This is a genomic window from Rothia mucilaginosa (assembly GCF_001548235.1).
GTDB classification, from domain to species: Bacteria; Actinomycetota; Actinomycetes; order Actinomycetales; family Micrococcaceae; genus Rothia; species Rothia mucilaginosa_B.
Genome location: NZ_AP014938.1, coordinates 758,148 through 776,235, shown reverse-complemented (window position 1 = coordinate 776,235; position 18,088 = coordinate 758,148). Strand labels below are relative to the sequence as shown.

Annotated in this window: 10 protein-coding genes; 9 read left to right on the top strand and 1 reads right to left on the bottom strand. The window is 57.2% G+C overall.

Features of this window, described 5'->3' with window-relative positions:
* The first annotated feature begins 298 nt into the window (after window positions 1-298).
* From RM6536_RS02950 to RM6536_RS02910, 9 genes are all read left to right on the top strand, one after another.
* A complete protein-coding gene (locus RM6536_RS02950; protein WP_005507218.1) occupies window positions 299-1,294 on the top strand; it encodes an ABC transporter permease in 996 nt (331 codons plus the stop codon).
* Complete coding sequence (locus RM6536_RS02945; protein WP_060823976.1) at window positions 1,291-2,283, top strand: ABC transporter permease; 993 nt, start codon at window positions 1,291-1,293, stop codon at window positions 2,281-2,283. Before RM6536_RS02950 ends, RM6536_RS02945 begins: the two co-directional genes overlap by 4 nt.
* Window positions 2,283-4,376, top strand: a complete 2,094-nt coding sequence (locus RM6536_RS02940; RefSeq protein WP_060823975.1) for an ABC transporter ATP-binding protein — start codon at window positions 2,283-2,285, stop codon at window positions 4,374-4,376. The genes RM6536_RS02945 and RM6536_RS02940 overlap by 1 nt, the downstream gene beginning before the upstream one ends.
* Before the next feature lie 431 nt (window positions 4,377-4,807).
* Complete coding sequence (locus RM6536_RS02935) at window positions 4,808-6,508, top strand: ABC transporter family substrate-binding protein (RefSeq protein WP_060823974.1); 1,701 nt, start codon at window positions 4,808-4,810, stop codon at window positions 6,506-6,508.
* A 365-nt stretch (window positions 6,509-6,873) separates the two neighbouring features.
* Window positions 6,874-8,604, top strand: a complete 1,731-nt coding sequence (locus RM6536_RS02930) for an ABC transporter family substrate-binding protein (RefSeq protein ID WP_060823973.1) — start codon at window positions 6,874-6,876, stop codon at window positions 8,602-8,604.
* 410 nt (window positions 8,605-9,014) lie between these two features.
* Window positions 9,015-10,715 carry an ABC transporter family substrate-binding protein gene (locus tag RM6536_RS02925; RefSeq protein WP_060823972.1) on the top strand — a complete coding sequence of 567 codons (1,701 nt, stop codon included), beginning with the start codon at window positions 9,015-9,017 and terminating at the stop codon, window positions 10,713-10,715.
* Between the two features lie 442 nt (window positions 10,716-11,157).
* The gene (locus RM6536_RS02920; protein ID WP_060823971.1) at window positions 11,158-12,867 is read left to right on the top strand and encodes an ABC transporter family substrate-binding protein; all 1,710 of its coding nucleotides are present in this window, start codon (window positions 11,158-11,160) and stop codon (window positions 12,865-12,867) included.
* 331 nt (window positions 12,868-13,198) lie between these two features.
* Window positions 13,199-14,905 (top strand): ABC transporter family substrate-binding protein, encoded by a 1,707-nt coding sequence (locus RM6536_RS02915; protein WP_060823970.1) that lies wholly within the window; start codon window positions 13,199-13,201, stop codon window positions 14,903-14,905.
* 249 nt (window positions 14,906-15,154) lie between these two features.
* Complete coding sequence (locus tag RM6536_RS02910) at window positions 15,155-16,858, top strand: ABC transporter family substrate-binding protein (protein WP_060823969.1); 1,704 nt, start codon at window positions 15,155-15,157, stop codon at window positions 16,856-16,858.
* Between the two features lie 141 nt (window positions 16,859-16,999).
* Here the strand turns inward: RM6536_RS02910 and RM6536_RS02905 are convergent, their stop codons facing one another.
* Window positions 17,000-18,028 (bottom strand): dihydrodipicolinate synthase, encoded by a 1,029-nt coding sequence (locus RM6536_RS02905; RefSeq protein WP_231917987.1) that lies wholly within the window; start codon window positions 18,026-18,028, stop codon window positions 17,000-17,002.
* Window positions 18,029-18,088 lie beyond the last annotated feature (60 nt).

Below are 18,088 nucleotides of genomic sequence, written 5' to 3'. Positions count from 1 at the left end.
AAGGTTATTACGTCCCTATGTCGAGAGAATTGTTTCCGATGTAAAATTTTCGTAAAAATTGTTAATCCGCCCCTTTTCCCCGGTATTCCGGGGCATTTTTTTACCCAGCTCCCTTTTAGCTTGCATACAGGCTGTTCTAAGGGGTGAAAGTGCCCAATGTGGGTTTGGTGGAAGTGTTACAGGCTATATAAGATAAAGTACATATGCTCCTAGTGACAGTCATCACGAAGCAGTGCGCTAGGACAGCATGACACACATGCCTTAACACCGACATCTACACAAGGAGGGGAACCGTCCCATGTTTAGGTACATCCTCCAGCGATCGCTGACGTACCTCGTCATGGTCTTTATTACGACCACGATGGGTTACTTTGCAGCGGTTACTGCCCTGAAGCCTGCCCTCTTGGAGCAGGAAAAGGTTCCGAAGCCTAGCCCCGAGCAGGTGAACCGTAACTTCGCATCCCTGGGTCTCGATCCCGAAATGAACCCCTGGGACCGCTACGTTCAGTGGCTGACCAATGTGGTCACCAAGTTCGATTGGGGCCGTAGCCCCAACGGCGCGTACATTAACCAGGAATTTGGCCAGCGCGTGTGGGTTTCTACCCGCCTGCTGCTGGTGGCTACCATTCTCTCGATTGTGATTGGTATTGCCCTGGGTGTGTACTCGGCAGCTCGCCAGTACAAGTTCTCTGACCGTGTTATCACCGGTTACTCCTACCTGGTCTACATCATCCCCGCTCCCGTTGCTTACTTCGTGGTGCAGCAGGGCGCGACCACTATCAACAACATCGCCGTTGCTAATGGTGGAGAGAAGATTTTCTATGTGACCGGTATTTCGACTCCGGGTCTGACCGGATTCTGGGAAATCACCATGGATATGGCGGCGCACTACGTCGTGCCGACCTTCTGTATGACCATCTTCGGTTGGGCTGGTTACCAGATTGCACAGCGTCAGTACCTGCTCGATAACGTGAACGCTGACTTCGTGCGTACCGCTCGTGCTAAGGGCTTGACCCGTAACCAGGCGATTACTCGCCACGCACTGCGCGTCTCCTTCATCCCCGTGGCACAGTCCATCGCGTACCAGATTCCGATGATTTTTGCGGGTGCATTCTTCGCCGAGACCGTCTTTGCATGGCCCGGTATCGGTAAGTGGTCGATTGACTCCATTTCCGCGCAGGACGTGAACGCTGCGACCGTGACCCTCGCGTACGGTTCTGCACTGTTCGCTGTCGGTGCGATCATCGCTGATATCGCTACCACCATCGTCGACCCCCGAGTGAGGATCTCATGAGTCAGGTAACTGCAACTTCCTCCGTACCGGTGGTACAGGAGAACGGTGACTTCAAGGTCATCAACAAGAGCGTTATTATTCTGCGCCGCTTCCTGCGTAACAAGGCTGCAGTCTTCGGTCTGTGCGTGTTCATCGGCATGGGTCTGTTCGGTAAGTACCTGACCAAGTACAAGCCCAACGACATTGACTACATGGCGCTGGGTGAAGGCCCCTCGGCCGAGCACTGGTTCGGTACCACCATCGCGGGTAATGACGTGTTCGCCATGATGTCTGAGGCCGTCTGGACCTCTCTCCAGATTGGTGTGGTCGTCGGTTTGGCCACTGTGTTCATCTCCGCAGTTTACGGTTGTGTGATGGCGTACTTCGGTGGCTGGATTGACAAGATTATGCTGTTCATCCTCGAGACCCTGATCATGGTTCCCTCGCTGCTGATTCTGGCAATTCTGATCAACGGTCAGGTTGGTAAGCAGATTCAGAAGAGCGTCCCCACCTGGGTTCTGCTCTCTGCAGTGCTGATTGCCTTCGGCTGGATGGGTAGCGCCCGTGTTATTCGTGCAATGGCGCAGTCCCTCATCAACCGCGACTTCGTGAAGGCTGCACGCTACATGGGTGTGCACCCCTTCAAGATTGTGATGCGCCACCTGGTTCCGAACATTGGCTCCCTGCTGGTTCTGAACTTCACCAGCGGCATCATGGGCGCTGTGCTCTCTGAGGTCGCTTACTCCTTCATCGGCATCGGTATTAAGTACCCCAACTACTCGCTGGGCTCGCTGATTTCGGATGCTTCGCAGCAGATTAACACCCTGCCGCACATGTTCTGGTTCCCGGTTCTGTTCTTCTTCCTGCTGGTTGGTCCGCTGGCCCTCATGAACGACGGTCTGCGTGACGCATTCGACCCGACTTCGATGTCGGTCGGTAAGATCAAGAAGTCCAAGAAGAACGAGAAGGCAGAGGCACCCGCTGCCGCTGCAAAGGAGGCGAAGAACTAATGAGTACCTCTCCCGTTCTGAGCGTTAAGGACCTCAACGTCCGCTTCAACACTGAGAATGGCATCGTGCATGCTGTTCGCGGTGTGAACTTTGACCTGTACCCCGGTAAGACCCTGGGTATTGTGGGTGAGTCCGGTTCCGGTAAGTCCGTTGCCTCCATGGCGATTATGGGTCTGCACCCGACTACCGCTGACATCACTGGTTCGGTCAAGTACAACGGCACCGAGCTGCTGGGCTTGAGCGATAAGGAAATGTGCGCATACCGCGGCAAGGAGATCTCTATGATCTTCCAGGATCCGCTGTCCTCGCTGACCCCCGTGTACACCATTGGTGATCAGATCGCTGAGGTGCTCAAGGTCCACAACAAGGGCATGAGCAAGCAGGCTATCAAGGACCGTTCCATCGAACTGATGCGTATGGTGGGTATTCCCTCGCCGGCTGACCGCCTGCGTTCCTTCCCGCACGAGTTCTCCGGTGGTATGCGTCAGCGCATCATGATCGCTATGGCGATTGCGAATGACCCCCGCGTGCTCATCGCCGATGAGCCCACCACCGCACTGGATGTGACCATTCAGGCGCAGGTGCTGGAGGTTATGCAGAAGGCTCAGGAAGAGACTGGCGCAGCGACCATCATGATTACCCACGACCTGGGTGTTGTGGCTGGTATGGCTGACGACATTCTGGTGATGTACGCCGGTAAGCCGGTGGAGATTGCGAAGGCAGAAGACCTGTACAAGCATCCCTCCCACCCGTACACCATCGGTCTGCTGGGTGCGGTCCCGCGTGTGGACCGTTCCGAGAAGGTCTCCCTGGTTCCGATTGAGGGTACCCCTCCGAACCTGATTAACCCGGTGACCGCGTGCTCCTTCCGCCCGCGTTGCCCCATCGCTAAGAGCGGTGGCCAGTGCTGCCAGGACTCCAACGGCGAGCCCGATCTGCAGCTGCTGGAAGGCGTTGGCGAGGGCCACTACTCCTCCTGCACCATCTCTCAGGAGCTGGTCGGTAAGACCGCTGACGAGCTGTACCCGGTTCCGGAGCCCCCGGTATCGAAGTACGACGGTATTCCGCGTGAGGAGCGTGCCCCCGTCCTGGAGGTCCGCAACGTCAAGAAGCACTTCCCGCTCATGAAGGGTGCGCTGATTAAGCGCCGCGTGGGCACTGTGAAGGCTGTGAACGGCCTGTCCTTCGACATTCGCGAGGGCGAGTGCTTCTCCATCGTGGGTGAGTCCGGTTGTGGTAAGACCACCACCCTGCTGGAAATCATGGAGTTCAACAAGAACACCGACGGTGAGATTCTGATCAACGGAACCTCCACCAAGGACGGCAAGTCCGCAGGTGAGATTCTTGAGCTGCGTAAGAACCAGCAGATGGTGTTCCAGGACCCCACCGGTGCTCTGGATCCGCGCTTCACCGTTTACGAGGTGCTTGCCGAGCCGCTGGAAAACCAGGGCATGAACAAGGCAGACATCAAGAAGCGCGTCATCGAACTGATGCACATTGTGGGTCTGCAGCCTGACCACGTGAACCGCTTCCCGAACCAGTTCTCTGGCGGTCAGCGTCAGCGTATCGGTATTGCTCGTGCGCTTGCTGTGAACCCCAAGCTCGTGGTTCTGGATGAGCCGGTGTCCGCACTGGACGTGTCCGTCCAGGCTGGTGTGATTAACCTGCTGGAGGAGCTGCGTGCAAACCTGGGCCTGAGCTACCTGATGGTTGCTCACGACCTCGCGGTGATTCGCCACGCATCCGACCGCGTTGCAGTGATGTACCTGGGTCGTATTGTTGAGATTGGTGACGTCGACCAGGTGTTCGACAACCCGATCCACCCGTACACCCGTGCACTGCTCTCGGCAATTCCGGTTCCGGATCCCGAGGTTGAGGCAAAGCGCCACCGCATTATGCTTGAGGGCGACCTGCCCACTCCGGTGAACGCGCCTAAGGGTTGTGGCTTCTCGAGCCGTTGCCCGGTCTTCAAGCTGCTGCCTGAGGACAAGAAGCGTCGTTGCCTGGAGGAGATGCCGGAGCTGACCCACGTTGAGGGTGAGGATCACGGTTATGCTTGCTACTTCCCGGAGGCTGAGGCCGCTACGGTGTAGCTCTAGAGTCGGCTGAATAAGTCGCATGTGTGCCGAGGGGCGAATATTCGTTGAATATTCGCCCCTCGGGTTTTTTAATGCCCGGTACTGGTGAGGCGCGTGCAGCTTGAGATTGTCACCTGGTGAGACGGCGGGAGCCTCAGAATGTGGCGCTTGGCACTGAAACCAGCAAGAAAACAGGAAAAACTGCACTGACTAGGCGTAACCTTTCTCACCATTCAAGATATGAATATTTATAGGCGAGCTTCTATACCGCGGGTAAGCCATAATTAAGCCTGTGGGTGCGCCGCTAGGGGCGTGCCTCAAGGAACACATTCATAGACCGGCACTAATTCATCGCTCACCGCACCCTAATTGCGGCGCATGAGCAGGGAATCCTTGACGCTTTCCTGCGGGATTATTGAGGGTCAAACGTATAAGAGGACACTCTCATGGAGAAGAATTTCATCCTGAACCGTCGTACCGTTCTCGGTGGCGCTGCAGCACTGGGTACCGTGGGCGTACTGGCTGCGTGCGGCTCGTCCAAGGACTCCAAGGCAACCACCCAGGGTGCAACCGTGGGCACCGATGCCAAGGAGCTTTATGACCTTGGTGAGGCAGCTGTATCTGAGCTGAAGGATGGCGGCACTCTGCGCCTGGCTATTCCCGGTATTGGTCCGGACTTCAACCTTTTCAGCGCGGACGGCAACTCCCTGTACACCCAGACTGCTATGAGCCCCGTGGCTTACGCAGGCCTGTGGCAGGGTGACCCCATGGGTAAGCGCACTCTGGCTCCCGATTTCGCGAAGAGCTTCGATGTTTCCGAAGAAAACGGTCTGCCCGTTGTCTCCATTGAGCTGAACCCCCAGGCTAAGTTCAACGACGGTACCCCCATCGACTACAAGGCTCTGCAGGCTACCTGGGAGGTCCTCAAGAGCACCGATGGCGGCTACAAGATTGGTACCAGCGGCATCTACAGCAGCATTGCTTCCGTGGAGCGCGACGGTGATGACTTCAAGGTGAAGGTAACTTTCTCCGCACCTTACTACCCGCTGGATACCCTCTTCGCTGGCATTATGCACCCGGCTCTGCTGGACAAGGAACTCTTCAACACTGGTTTCGTTGACAAGCCGCACCCCGAGTACTGGGTTGGCCCCTTCACCATTGCTGAAGGTGGCTGGAACTCCACCGAGAAGACCCTGACCCTGACCCGCAATGAGAAGTGGTGGGGCGAGAAGCCCGTTCTGGAGCGCATCGTCTTCCGTCAGATGGATACCGCTGCTGAGCGCGCGGCATTCAAGAACGATGAGCTTGACGCGATTGGCGCTACCACCGCTTCTGCATACAAGGAGCTCAAGGAAGTTGCTAACACCGAGATTCGTCGCGGTGCTCGCCTCTTCGCCGGCGGTCTGACCATGAACCCCGCCCGCATGCAGGATGTTGCTCTGCGTCGCGCTGTGGTTGTTGGTCTGAACCGTGAGGCTCTCGCTAAGGTTCGTTTCCAGGGTCTGGATTACGAAGAGAAGCTCCCCAACTCGGTTATTCATATGCCCTTCACCGAGTACTACCAGGACGACTACCCGACCCCGAACAACGATGCTACTGCAGCATCCAAGATTCTGGAAGAGGCAGGCTACACCAAGAACGGTGAGTTCTACGAGAAGGACGGCAAGCAGGCTGCCTTCAAGTTCTCCATCTTCGGTGAGGACCCCACCTCCAAGGCTGTCGGTCAGACCCTGGTTCAGCAGCTGAAGTCCGTAGGCATTAATGCTGAGCTCGACTCGCGTGCTGTTAGCGAGTTCAACAAGACCATGGCCTCCAAGGATTACGACGCAACCTCCTCCGGTTTCGCTCCGACCTCCCCGGATGCTACCGAAGCCACCGAGCAGTTCTACATGCGTCGTAAGCCCGAGGAAGCCGGTTCCGATGAGATCAATGAGATGATTGCAAAGATGAAGCTCATTGCTGACGACAAGGAACGCAACCAGGCTTGCAACGAGATCGAGAAGAAGCACCTGGCTGAGTTCGCAGTGCTGATTCCGCTCATCAACGGCCCCGAGTACAAGTTCGTGAAGAAGGGTCTGCACAACTACGGTGTGTCCCTCTTCCAGGGCACCGGTATTCACTGGGAGAAGGTTGGTTGGGCTAAGTAAGTCCTCATCCCTTCACCTGCTAGGTGAATAGCCTAGAGCTATTGAAAGTGTCCACCCGGATTATCCGGGTGGACACTTTTTGCATATCTGGAGGGGGTTTTGGGTGCTTTTGTATACCGATGCGGGGGAGTGGTGGTATAGCTATCCGTCAAAATCCGAAAAAATCGCACAAAAACAGCGTATGCGTAGTATGAATATTCAAATAACACGATAAATATTAAGAAATATTGTGAAAATCCTTGGTTTTTGTTCCGGAGGCGCGCTACAGTGGAGTCATACAAAGTTATGCAGTGTTCTGCATAAATAATCATTACTCGGGGATACGGGATACACCCACCCGCATAAGACAGAAGGAAACCACTCCCATGACCGCCAACACCGCATACACCGCGAGTAGCCACGAAGCGACCAAGAACAGCTTCAGCCGCCGCGCCCTCATTGGCGGCACCGCGGCTCTGGGAGCTGTGGGCCTGCTCAGTGCCTGCGGCAACGGCAGTGCAAGCTCCGAAAAGACCAAGGCAGCCGGCGCCGGTGCCAACATCGAAGACCTCTACAACATCAACGCTCAGGACGTAAACAGCCTGAAGAAGGGTGGCACCCTGCGCCTGCCCGCCGGATCCATCGGCCCGAACTTCAACTTCTATACCCAGAGCGGTAACACCAGCGATAACGTCAACGTTATGAGCACCATCAGCCAGGCTGGCCTGTGGAACCTCGACTTTAACGGCACCTACAAGCTAAACACCGACTTCGCTGTCTCCTTCGAGCACAGCAAGAAGGACGACAAGATTCAGGTTGCCGTCAAGCTCAACCCCAAGGCTGTCTTCAACGATGGCACCCCCATCACCTACGAAGCGCTCCAGTCCACCTGGAACATCTTCAAGAGCCTGGATAATGGCTACAACATTGTCACCAGCGGCATCTACGAATTCGTTGAATCTGTAGAAAAGGGCGAAGATGACTACAGTGCAATCGTCACTTTCTCCAAGCCCTTCTATCCGCTGCAGAGCCTCTTCTCCGAGATTCTGCACCCCGCCCTGGAGGATGTCGAGCTCTTCAATAATGGCTTTGTGGATGCACCCCACCCCGAGTACTGGGCTGGCCCCTTTACCCTGGCGGATAAGGGTTGGGACTCCACCGCGAAGACCTTCAGTGTTGTACCCAATGACAAGTGGTGGGGCGCCAAGCCCCTGCTGGACAAGATTGTCTTTACCCAGATGGAGTCCAGCGCTGCACGTGCCGCGTTCAAGAACGACGAAATTGACGCTATCGGTGCAAGCACCGCCTCCACCTATGCCGAGGTGAAGAATATTGCCGGTACCGAATTGCGTAAGGGTACCCGCCTCTACGCGGGCGGTCTGGATATTAATCCCCGCCGCGTCAAGGACGCTGCCCTGCGTAAGGCAATCTTCGCTGGCACTAACCGTGAAGCACTTGCGAAGATTCAGTTCCAGGGCCTGCCCTACGAGGAAACCATTCCCGGTTCGATGATTCACATGCCCTTCTCGCCTTACTACCAGGATTCTTACCCGACCCCGAATAATAGTGTTTCGGAGGCGCAGAAGATTCTGGAGGCCGCCGGCTACACCAAGAATGGCGACTACTACGAGAAGGACGGCGTAAAGGCTGGCTGCGCTGTGGTGGTCTTTGGTGATGATCCGACCACCAAGGGTAAGGCTCAGACCTTCACTCAGCAGATGAAGGATGTCGGTATCGAGATCCGGATTGATCAGCACTCCGATAGTGAGTTCGCCACCATTCTGGGCAACTGGGACTACGATATTTCCTTCAGCGGCTACTCGGTCTCTGCTGACGCAACTGAGGGTACCAAGCAGTTCTACTACTCCGAGAACAATGAAGGTATCGGCAGCAAGGAAATTGACGCCCTTATTGATGCCATGACTCTCATTGAAGATGACAAGGAACGTAACCTTGCCTGCAATGAGATTGAGAAGAAGCACATGGCTGAGTTCGCCTTCCTGGGTACTATTACGAACGGTCCTGACTTCGTGATGGTCAAGAAGGCTCTGGCTAACTACGGTCCGCGCCTGTATAAGTCGATGGACTGGACTGCTGTGGGCTGGATGAACTCCTAGGGGTTCCTACCCTATGAGCGGGTCGAATGCGTATATGCGCGTTCGGCCCGCTTTGCTGTGCCCGTTTGCTATTTTGGGAGGCTGGGTTGTGGGGGGCGGGGGAGGGGTGCTGCATGAGAGGTGGTGGGGGGTGATGCCGATGCGGATTTAAGCTCTGTCGTAATAATTAAGAAATATTTATCGTGTTGCGCACTTGTAGTGATGTGTGTGGTGTACACTACTAAAAATATTAAATGTGGCTTAGAACATAGCTGTAAGTCACATTATTTTGCATGGCTTGACCTGCCCGCCCATCACCGCAGATGGCAGACGCTCCTGTAGGCGGAAACCCCGCCTCCAGAGCATGCGAGCCACCCACTCTACACTGCAAACACTGCATCAGCGCAGTCCACACCCACAAGGAGCCCATCATGAGCCCTCACCCCATCCCCTCCCTCTCCGGATTCAACCCGATCATGAGCCGCCGCGTACTGTTCGGCGGCGCAACCGCCGTCGCTGCTGCCGGCGTACTGAGCGCTTGTGGCTCCTCGTCCTCCAAGACCGAGCACAAGGCAAGCGAAACCCCGTTCTATGAAATCAACGAGCAGGATGCCTCGAAGCTCAAGCAGGGCGGTACCCTGAACCTGAGCACCTACTCCCTCGGCCCGGACTTCAACCGCTTCTCCCAGAATGGCTCGAGCACCTCCGTCTCCGAAACCATGGGCATTATCGCCGGTGCCGGCATCTGGCGCAGCACCTACAAGGGTGAAGATGAGCTCGACCCCAACTACTGCCTCGGCTTCGAAGCTAAGGAAGTAGACGGCAAGATTACCGCAGAGGTTCGCCTGAACCCCAAGGCAGTCTTCAACGACGGCACCCCCATCGACATCGACGCCCTCAAGGCAACCTGGCAGATTCAGCGTGACCCCGACGGTGAATACAAGATTGCCGCAGCAGGTATCTACGAATTCATCGAAAGCGTTGAAGCTATCGACGGCGACCGCTACCACGCACGCGTTGTCCTCAAGACCGCGCACAACCCCGTCAAGGGCCTGCTCTTCACGGGCATTCTGCACCCGGCGATGCTCGACGTAAACCTCTTCAACGAAGGCTTCGTCGACAACCCCCACCCCGAGCTCGGTTGCGGCCCCTTCACCCTGGCACCCAACGGCTGGAACTCCTCCGAGAAGACCTTCACCGCAGTCCCCAACGACAAGTGGTGGGGTGAGAAGCCCAAGCTGGACCGCATCGTCGTGCGTGAAATGGCAGACGCCGCAGCTCGCGCCGCCTACAAGAACGGCGAGCTGGACGTCGTCGACTCACGTACCCTCAGCGCCTACAACGAGATGAAGGACGTTGCGAACTCTGAAATCCGCCGCGGTCGCCGCCTCTTCGCCGGCGGCATGAACCTGAACGCACAGCACATCACCGATGTTGCTGTCCGTAAGGCAATCTTCCTGGGTATTGACCGTGGTGCTCTGGCAAAGATTCGCTTCCAGGGTCTGCCCTACGAAGAAGAAGTTCCCGGCTCGATGCTTCTGTTGGGTTCCTCCCAGTACTACCGCGACAACTACCCGGCACGTAACCCGGAGGAAGCACGCAAGGTCCTGGAGAAGGCAGGCTACACCAAGTCCGGCGACTTCTACGCGAAGGACGGCAAGACCATCACCCTGAAGCTGACCACCTTCGGTGATGACGCCACCACCAAGGGCCAGGCACAGACCTTCATCCAGAGCATGAAGGAAATCGGCATTAACTTCGAGCTCGATTCGCGTGCACAGTCTGAATTCTCGAAGGTCGTTGGTAACCGCGAGTACGACGTGAGCATTTCGGGCTTCGGTGTGAGCTCCGAGCCGACCAGCTCTACCGAGTACTTCTACCACTCCAAGAACTGGAACGGCGTCGGCACCCCCGAAATCGACGCTATGGTCGACGAGATGGTCACCATCCTCGACGACGCTAAGCGCGCCGAGAAGTGCAACGAAATTGAGAAGAAGCACATGAGCGAGGTTTGCCTCTTCATCCCGTTCCTCAATGGTCCGGACTTCAAGGCATGCCGCCCGAAGCTCGCTAACTACGGTGCGTTCCTCTTCAAGAGCACCGACTGGTCTTCGGTTGGCTGGATGGCGTAAGCCGCAGTTTTAAGCTCCCCGCCCCTATACGTTTTCGCAGTGTCGTATAGGGGTGGGGAGCTTTTTCTTGTGGAGGGTTCAGCGCGCTTTAGTTGCCCCGACGCTGTGCTTGTAACTTGTAACGACTCTCAAAGTACCGGGTGTGACGCGCTCGCGCGCCAATGCGACATAATATTTCATTTTTTAGTTTTCGCACGCGGCTTCCGCGTGATGATGCGGGTTCAGGCGCTGAACCCGTGATTTTTAGACGGTGTATAGTTCTTCCACGGATTGGACTGTGGTCTGCGTCGCTTCTTTTGGGGGTATACTGTGTTTCAACCACAAACAATGTGGGGGCTCTCACAAAGGTGATGGGCGGGAGCTTCGGCGCTCCCGCAAAATCGGCGCACAACACGGTGCGCTTATCGAATAGCACCTGAGCCCTCCGGCATGAGGAGAATACATGACTCATCTACGTATTAATCGCCGTACCCTGCTGACCGGCACCGTTGCCCTGGGTACCGTCGGCCTGCTCGCTGCATGCGGCGGCGGCTCTGACAAGAAGATCAGCGGTAAGGCTGCTTCGAGCACCGAGGAAATCGTCAAGAACCTCGAAATCAACAAGCAGGACCGCTCCTCCCTCAAGCAGGGTGGCGAGTTCCGCGGTAGCGTCTCTGCAGTCGGCCCGAACTTCAACATTCTGACTCAGAGCGGCTACACCACCGAGAACCTCACCGCATTCGGTGGCGCCTGCAACATCCCCTCCGCTATCGGCTTCACCTCCCTAAGCCCTGCCGGCGACTACAGCCTCAACGACGACTACGTCAGCGACTACAAGGCTGAGACTGTTGACGGCGTGCAGACCATCACCTTCAAGCTCAACTCTAAGGCTGTCTTCAACGACGGCACCCCCGTTGACATTGAGGCAATCCGCGCCGCGTGGACCGTCTACCGCAACCCCGATGACGGCTACAACGTTATCGCCGCTCCCTTCTGGCAGCAGGTGGCGTCCATCGACCCCGTGGATGGCGACAAGACCCGCGTCAAGATTGTTATGTCCAAGCCCCTGTACCCCGCTGAGACCCTCGGCCTGCTCGGTCTGCACCCCGCACTGACCGACAAGGAGCTCTTCAACAACGGCTTCGTGAACAAGCCCATGGATCAGTACTGGTCCGGCCCCTTCAAGATTGGCGAGTGGAACTCTTCGGCTAAGACCCTCACCCTTGTGCCCAACGACAAGTGGTGGGGCGAGAAGCCGCTGCTGGATCGCATCATCTGGCGCGAAATGGGCGACGAAGCAGAGCGCGCAGCGTTCAAGAACGGCGAGCTGGACAGCATCGGCTTCGCTGGCCTGGCAACCTACAACGCTGTCAAGGGTCAGCCCGGTGTTCAGATTCGCTCCGGCCAGAGCGTTGGCGTGATCAACCTGCAGTTCAACCCGACCCGCGTGACCGACACCGCCCTGCGCCGTGCAGTCTTCGCCGCGGTTGACCGCTCTCAGCTGGCTAAGGTCAAGTTCGGCCAGATCAACTGGGAAGAGCCCCTGACCGGCTCCATGATTGCTATGCCCTTCCAGAAGGGCTACCAGGACGCTATGCCTTCTAACCCCGGTGCCGAGGCTGCGGCAAAGATCCTGGAAGCAGCAGGCTACTCCAAGAATGGCGACTACTACGCCAAGGATGGCAAGACTGCAGGCTTCTCCATCACCTACTTCGGTTCGGATGCAACCTCTCTGGCTCAGTTCCAGAACCTCGAGCAGCAGCTCAAGGCAGCAGGTATTAAGCTCGAGCAGGACAACCAGCCGCAGTCCCAGTTCAACTCCGTGATGGGTGCTAAGCAGTACGACTGCGCCTTCTCCGGTTGGGGTATTGGTGCTGACCCTGCAGACAGCGTTCAGTACTTCTACACCAGCGAAATCAACGAAGGTGTGGGCGATCCCGAGCTGGATAAGTTCATCGCGTCCATTTACGAGAAGGAATCTCACGAGGAGCAGTTGAAGATGGCTGCTGAGGCTGAGAAGCAGCACATGGAGAAGGTTGCTATTTACTTCCCCTACGCTAACGGCCCCAGCTACGCAGCTGTGAAGGAGAAGCTGGCTAACTACGGTCCTTCCCTCTTCGCAACCAGCTACACCGACCCCAAGCGCTGGACCAATGTGGGTTGGCAGAACTAAAGCCACAGGCTAATTTTCTGGATTCCTATTCGGTAGTTTCTGAATTTTTGGAGGCGCCGGCATAGGCTTCGGAAGGGCGAAGTCCCGCGGTATTCCGCCTTAGAGGTGGGGTACCGTGGGACTTTTCTGTTTCCCGGGGAGGACTGCTTGAGATTGGGGAAAGAAAAGTTTCTGCTGAAATATTTCCCCTAAAACGGTGAACTGGGTCATAGTGGGTGGGAAATGTGTGTATACTATTGCCAATGCAAAATGTGCGTGCTGTCACAAAGGTGTGCGGGTTGTGTTCCCCCGCGTACAGCAAAGCAGCATCCCACCTAACTGAGGAAAACTAATGACCACTTTCACCCTCAACCGTCGTACCCTGCTCACCGGCACCGTTGCCCTGGGCACCGTCGGCCTGCTCGCAGCCTGCGGCGGCAACTCCTCCAAGAACGAGAACAGCGCTCTCTCCGCCGGCGACGACCTGTCCAAGGCAGTCTCCTACAACGAGAAGGACCGCTCCGCCCTCAAGGACGGCGGCGAGTTGCGACTGAGCGCAGACGGCATTGGCCCGAACTTCAACATCCTCAACACCAACGGCTACACCGCCGGTAACCTGAATATTCAGGCGGCAATCAACTCCGCCTTCACCGGCGGCTTCTACGCTGACTTCCGCGGCGAGTCGCACATGAACCAGGACTACGTCACCGAGTACAAGGCGCAGACCGTTGATGGCGTGCAGACCGTGACCTTCAAGATCAACCCCAAGGCAGCCTTCAACGACGGTACCCCCATCGACGTGAACGCCGTCAAGAGCTACCAGACCATCTACACCGCCGCGGCATCCGGTTCGGACTACCAGATCACCCCCTCGCCCATCTGGGAGCAGGTCGCAAGCGTCGAGGCTGTGGACGGCGATACCCGCCACGTGAAGGTCACCATGTCCAAGCCCTGGTACCCCATCGAAGGCAGCTTCACCTCCTTCCTGCACCCGGCATTCGTCGAACCCAAGTTCTTCAACGACGGCCTGAACGACAAGCCCCTCGACCAGTACTGGGCAGGCCCCTTCAAGGTCGGCGAGTGGAACTCCTCCTCCAAGGTGCTCACCGTCGTCCGCAACGAGAAGTGGTGGGGCACCAAGCCCGCTCTTGAGCGCATCACCTGGCGTGAAATGAGCTCCCAGGCAGAGCAGGCAGCTTACAAGAACGGCGAAATCGACTATGTGGACGCCAGCACCCTCAGCTCCTACAACGAGCTCTCCGGCGTGGCAAACACCGACATTCGCAAGGGTAGCGCTCTCAGCGTGGGCAACTACGAAATCAACCCCGAAAAGGTGCCCCTGCCCGTCCGCCGCGCATTCGTTGCAGCCCTGAACCGTGAGCAGCTGCAGAAGCTGCGCTACGAGAAGCTCGGCTGGAAGGAAACCCTGCCCGGCTCCATGTGCATGCTGCCCATGCAGGAAGGCTACCAGGACAACTACCCGACCAAGCTCGGCAAGGACGTCGCTACCAAGATCCTTGAGGACGCAGGCTACACCAAGTCCGGTGACTACTACACCAAGGACGGCGCTAAGGTCTCCTACCCGGTCATCACCTTCGGTAGCGACCCGGTTGTCAGCTCCACCGCGCAGTTCCTCGTCCAGCAGATGAAGGAAATCGGCGTTGAACTGACCATCGAGAACCACGGTGCCTCTGAAATGTCGAGCATCATCTCCTCGAAGAACTTCGCGATTAAGACCGGTGGCTACGGCATCACCACCTCCCCGGTGGATGCGGCGAACTACTTCTACATCTCCGAGACCAACAACGGTCACGGTAAGGATCTGGACTCGCTGGCAGCAACCATGATGTCCACCGAGGACCCGAAGGAACAGCTCAAGATCATGAACGAGCTGGAGAAGCGCCACCTGGACGAGGTCGCCATCTACGTGCCCACCCACAACGGCCCGAACTTCAAGGCGTGCCGTAAGGGCCTGGCGAACTACGGCCCCATGCTCTTCGGCCTGCCCTACTACAACCCGAACGTATGGATCAACGTCGGTTGGGAGAAGCAAAACTAAGCGTTGAGCACCGCTCACACACTCCATAAGGGGTAAAAGCGCTACAGCGGCGTGTTACAAAAGGATTAAAACCTTCTGTAGCACGCCGCTTTCCCGTTCCTAAGAGAGTCGCACGGATATACTTAAAACAAATGTGGGCATTCTGCCCGCAACCCCGGCAGAGACTGTCCTCCCGCCGGGTTGGAGTGTTAGTTGCGCACCGTTCGCGTACCGCCTCCACAACACTGCGAATACTCTAGGAGAAATTCCATGAAGAGCATGTCTGTCTCTCGCCGTACCCTCCTGACCGGCACCGTTGCCCTCGGCACCGTTGGTCTACTGGCTGCCTGCGGCAGCTCGAAGGAAAAGGTTGGCGGTAGCGCCGCTAACAACGCTGAAGATATTCTGAAGAACCTTCAGGTCAACAAGCAGGACCGTTCCTCCCTCAAGCAGGGTGGCACCCTGACCCTCGCGGCTACCGCCCTGGGCCCCAACTTCAACCTGCAGACCCAGAGCGGCTACACCTCCAGCAACCTGGACGCTCTGGCACCCTGCAACATTCCCGCCGTGATGGGCTTCTACACCATGAGCCCCGAAGGCGAAGGTACCCTCAACCCCGAGTTCTGCACCGAGCACAAGACCGAGACCGTCGATGGCGTGCAGACCGCGACCTTCAAGATCAACCCCAAGGCTGCCTTCAACGACGGCACCCCCATGGACGTGAACGCTGTTCGCGCCGTGTGGAAGGTCTACCGCGCAACCACCGACAACCCCTACCACATCACCGATAACACCATGTGGCAGCAGGTTGAGAGCATCGAGGCTGTGGACGGCGACAACTTCCACGTCAAGGTCACCATGAAGGCTCCGTATTACCCCTCCGAGGGTCTGTGCGCCTTCGCAATCCACCCCGCCCTGGAAGACGTCAACCTCTTCAACGAAGGCTTCGTTGACAAGCCCCTCGACCAGTACTGGGCAGGTCCCTTCAAGGTTGGCGAGTGGAACTCCTCCCAGAAGGTGCTCACCCTGGTCAAGAACGACAAGTGGTGGGGCGAGAAGCCGGTGCTGGACCGCATCATCTGGCGTCAGATGGACTCCGAAGCAATCCGTGCAAGCTTCAAGAACGGCGAACTGGACGCCTTTACCTTCGTTGGCGCAACCAGCTACAACGCTGTGAAGGGCCAGGCAGGCACCGAGATTCGCCAGAGCCAGAACACCAACGTCAACATCATTCAGCTGAACCCCAAGCGCATCGAGGACCTGGCACTGCGCCGCGCAATCCTCGCTTCTGTGGACCGCGAGCAGATTGCTAAGGCATACTTCTCGCAGCTCGGCTGGACCGAGCCGCTGCCCGGCTCCATCATCGCAATGCCGTTCCAGAAGGGCTACCAGAACAACTACGCTGGTGACACCGGTGCACAGGCAGCTGGCAAGATTCTGGAGGCAGCAGGCTACTCCAAGTCCGGCGACTACTACGCTAAGGACGGCAAGGTTGCTGGCTTCGCGCTGACCTCCTTCGGTTCCGAGGCTGTCTACCAGGCGGTCTACCAGATTCTGGAGCAGCAGCTGAAGTCCGCAGGTATCCGCCTGAGCGCTGACAACCAGCCGCAGTCGAACTCCAACTCCGTGCTCGGCCAGAAGAGCTACGAAGCAATCTTCACCGGTTGGGGCGTTCTGCCCGACCTGGCTTCCTCGGCACCCTACTTCTTCACCACCGAGGTGTTCGGAGTCGGTGACCCCGAAGTTGATAAGCTCATCGAGAAGCTGCAGAACACCGAGAAGGAAGACGAGCGCATCAAGATCGCTAACGAGGCGGAGAAGCTCTACTACGAGAAGGTCGCAGTGTACCTGCCCTACGCAAACGGCCCGATGTACGCCGCTGTCAAGGCTAAGGTTGCGAACTACGGTCCGTCCCTGTTCAAGCAGAGCTACACCAGCGCTGACTACTGGGTCAACGTTGGCTGGCAGGAGTAGTACCGCTTACGGTAACGCTCTAGCCGTCCTATAGGACAATAAAATCCCGGGTACTCTCACGAGAGAGTGCCCGGGATTTTTTGTGCCCTTTAGCGGGATATGTAATTACAAAAACTAGGGGAACACCGCCCTAACCGGTTGCTACCACTCGCCCAGGTACAGGGCACGCTCCTGCAGGTACCTCAACATCTTCGGGTTCTGCCGCAGATAGAAGATGCGGTAAATGCCGCCTCCAGCAACGATGAAAGCCAGCGGGAAACCCAAAATCACGAGTACACGGCTCATATTGGCGGACAGATCAAACGGATCACCGCTGGTTGCCACCAGCACAATCCAGAGAGAATAGCCAACGCAGGCGAGCAGAGTGCCCCACATGCCGCGCACGAGCCAACTCACCAGTGCCACCGCAATGACCCACGCCAGCGCCAACGTGAACTGGTGCCGCTCCGCCTGAGCCCAAGGGAGCGCCCCCACGTAAATAATTGCGGGGATGCCCAGGTACCCGGGGATATTCAGCGAGGCAAGAATGTTCACACAAAAATAGCCCAAGAAAATAGCGCTCAACGACGAGGACAGGAACAGGTGCAGGGGAATCATGCCATCGCCGCTATAGACGGCGGTCGGGCCCGCGTACACGGTTTCAAACATGAGGGTCAGCGGAGTCATCATGTACTCGATCCAGACGACCAGCGCAAAAGCACCGAAAATGCCCAGCGCCTGCATCAGTGCAATCAACCGTGAACGCGCATCGTGAGGAATGGTGAAGCTCTGGCCCTTCGCCTTGACGCCGCAGAGATGAACGACAGCCACCATTGCCGCGATGCACAGTACCCAGCGCACGAGGACCCCCGGCAGCTCAGGAAGACCTCCATAAGCCCCCGTAGCGGGGTCGCCCCAGGCTCCGGGGAGCAACGTAATAGCGTGAGTGCCCTCGGGGAGGTTTGCGGAGGAAGCAAGCCGGTGCGGCTCGTAGATAACCCACCACAGAAGGCACGCGGGAATTAACGCGGAGAGCTTGCGCAGCAGAACGGGAAACGGCGCGGACTCGTAGACGAGCGCCTCAAGATTGAGCCGGCGCATCAGGCGCCGAACAGGAGATAGAGCACGCAACTCTTTTTGCTGCTCTTCCCACACCTCGGTATCCCATACCCTAGTATCAGAAGACATCATCGTACTCCCTATCACGTGAGAACTTCCTTGTTGAGCTTATTATCACACTAGCAGAAATAC

Bases quoted from the DNA above. Each gene is read 5' to 3' on its own strand.
- RM6536_RS02950 (WP_005507218.1), top strand. From the start codon at position 299: ATGTTTAGGTACATCCTCCAGCGATCGCTGACGTACCTCGTCATGGTC.
- RM6536_RS02945 (WP_060823976.1), top strand. From the start codon at position 1,291: ATGAGTCAGGTAACTGCAACTTCCTCCGTACCGGTGGTACAGGAGAAC.
- RM6536_RS02940 (WP_060823975.1), top strand. From the start codon at position 2,283: ATGAGTACCTCTCCCGTTCTGAGCGTTAAGGACCTCAACGTCCGCTTC.
- RM6536_RS02935 (WP_060823974.1), top strand. From the start codon at position 4,808: ATGGAGAAGAATTTCATCCTGAACCGTCGTACCGTTCTCGGTGGCGCT.
- RM6536_RS02930 (WP_060823973.1), top strand. From the start codon at position 6,874: ATGACCGCCAACACCGCATACACCGCGAGTAGCCACGAAGCGACCAAG.
- RM6536_RS02925 (WP_060823972.1), top strand. From the start codon at position 9,015: ATGAGCCCTCACCCCATCCCCTCCCTCTCCGGATTCAACCCGATCATG.
- RM6536_RS02920 (WP_060823971.1), top strand. From the start codon at position 11,158: ATGACTCATCTACGTATTAATCGCCGTACCCTGCTGACCGGCACCGTT.
- RM6536_RS02915 (WP_060823970.1), top strand. From the start codon at position 13,199: ATGACCACTTTCACCCTCAACCGTCGTACCCTGCTCACCGGCACCGTT.
- RM6536_RS02910 (WP_060823969.1), top strand. From the start codon at position 15,155: ATGAAGAGCATGTCTGTCTCTCGCCGTACCCTCCTGACCGGCACCGTT.
- RM6536_RS02905 (WP_231917987.1), bottom strand. From the start codon at position 18,028: ATGATGTCTTCTGATACTAGGGTATGGGATACCGAGGTGTGGGAAGAG.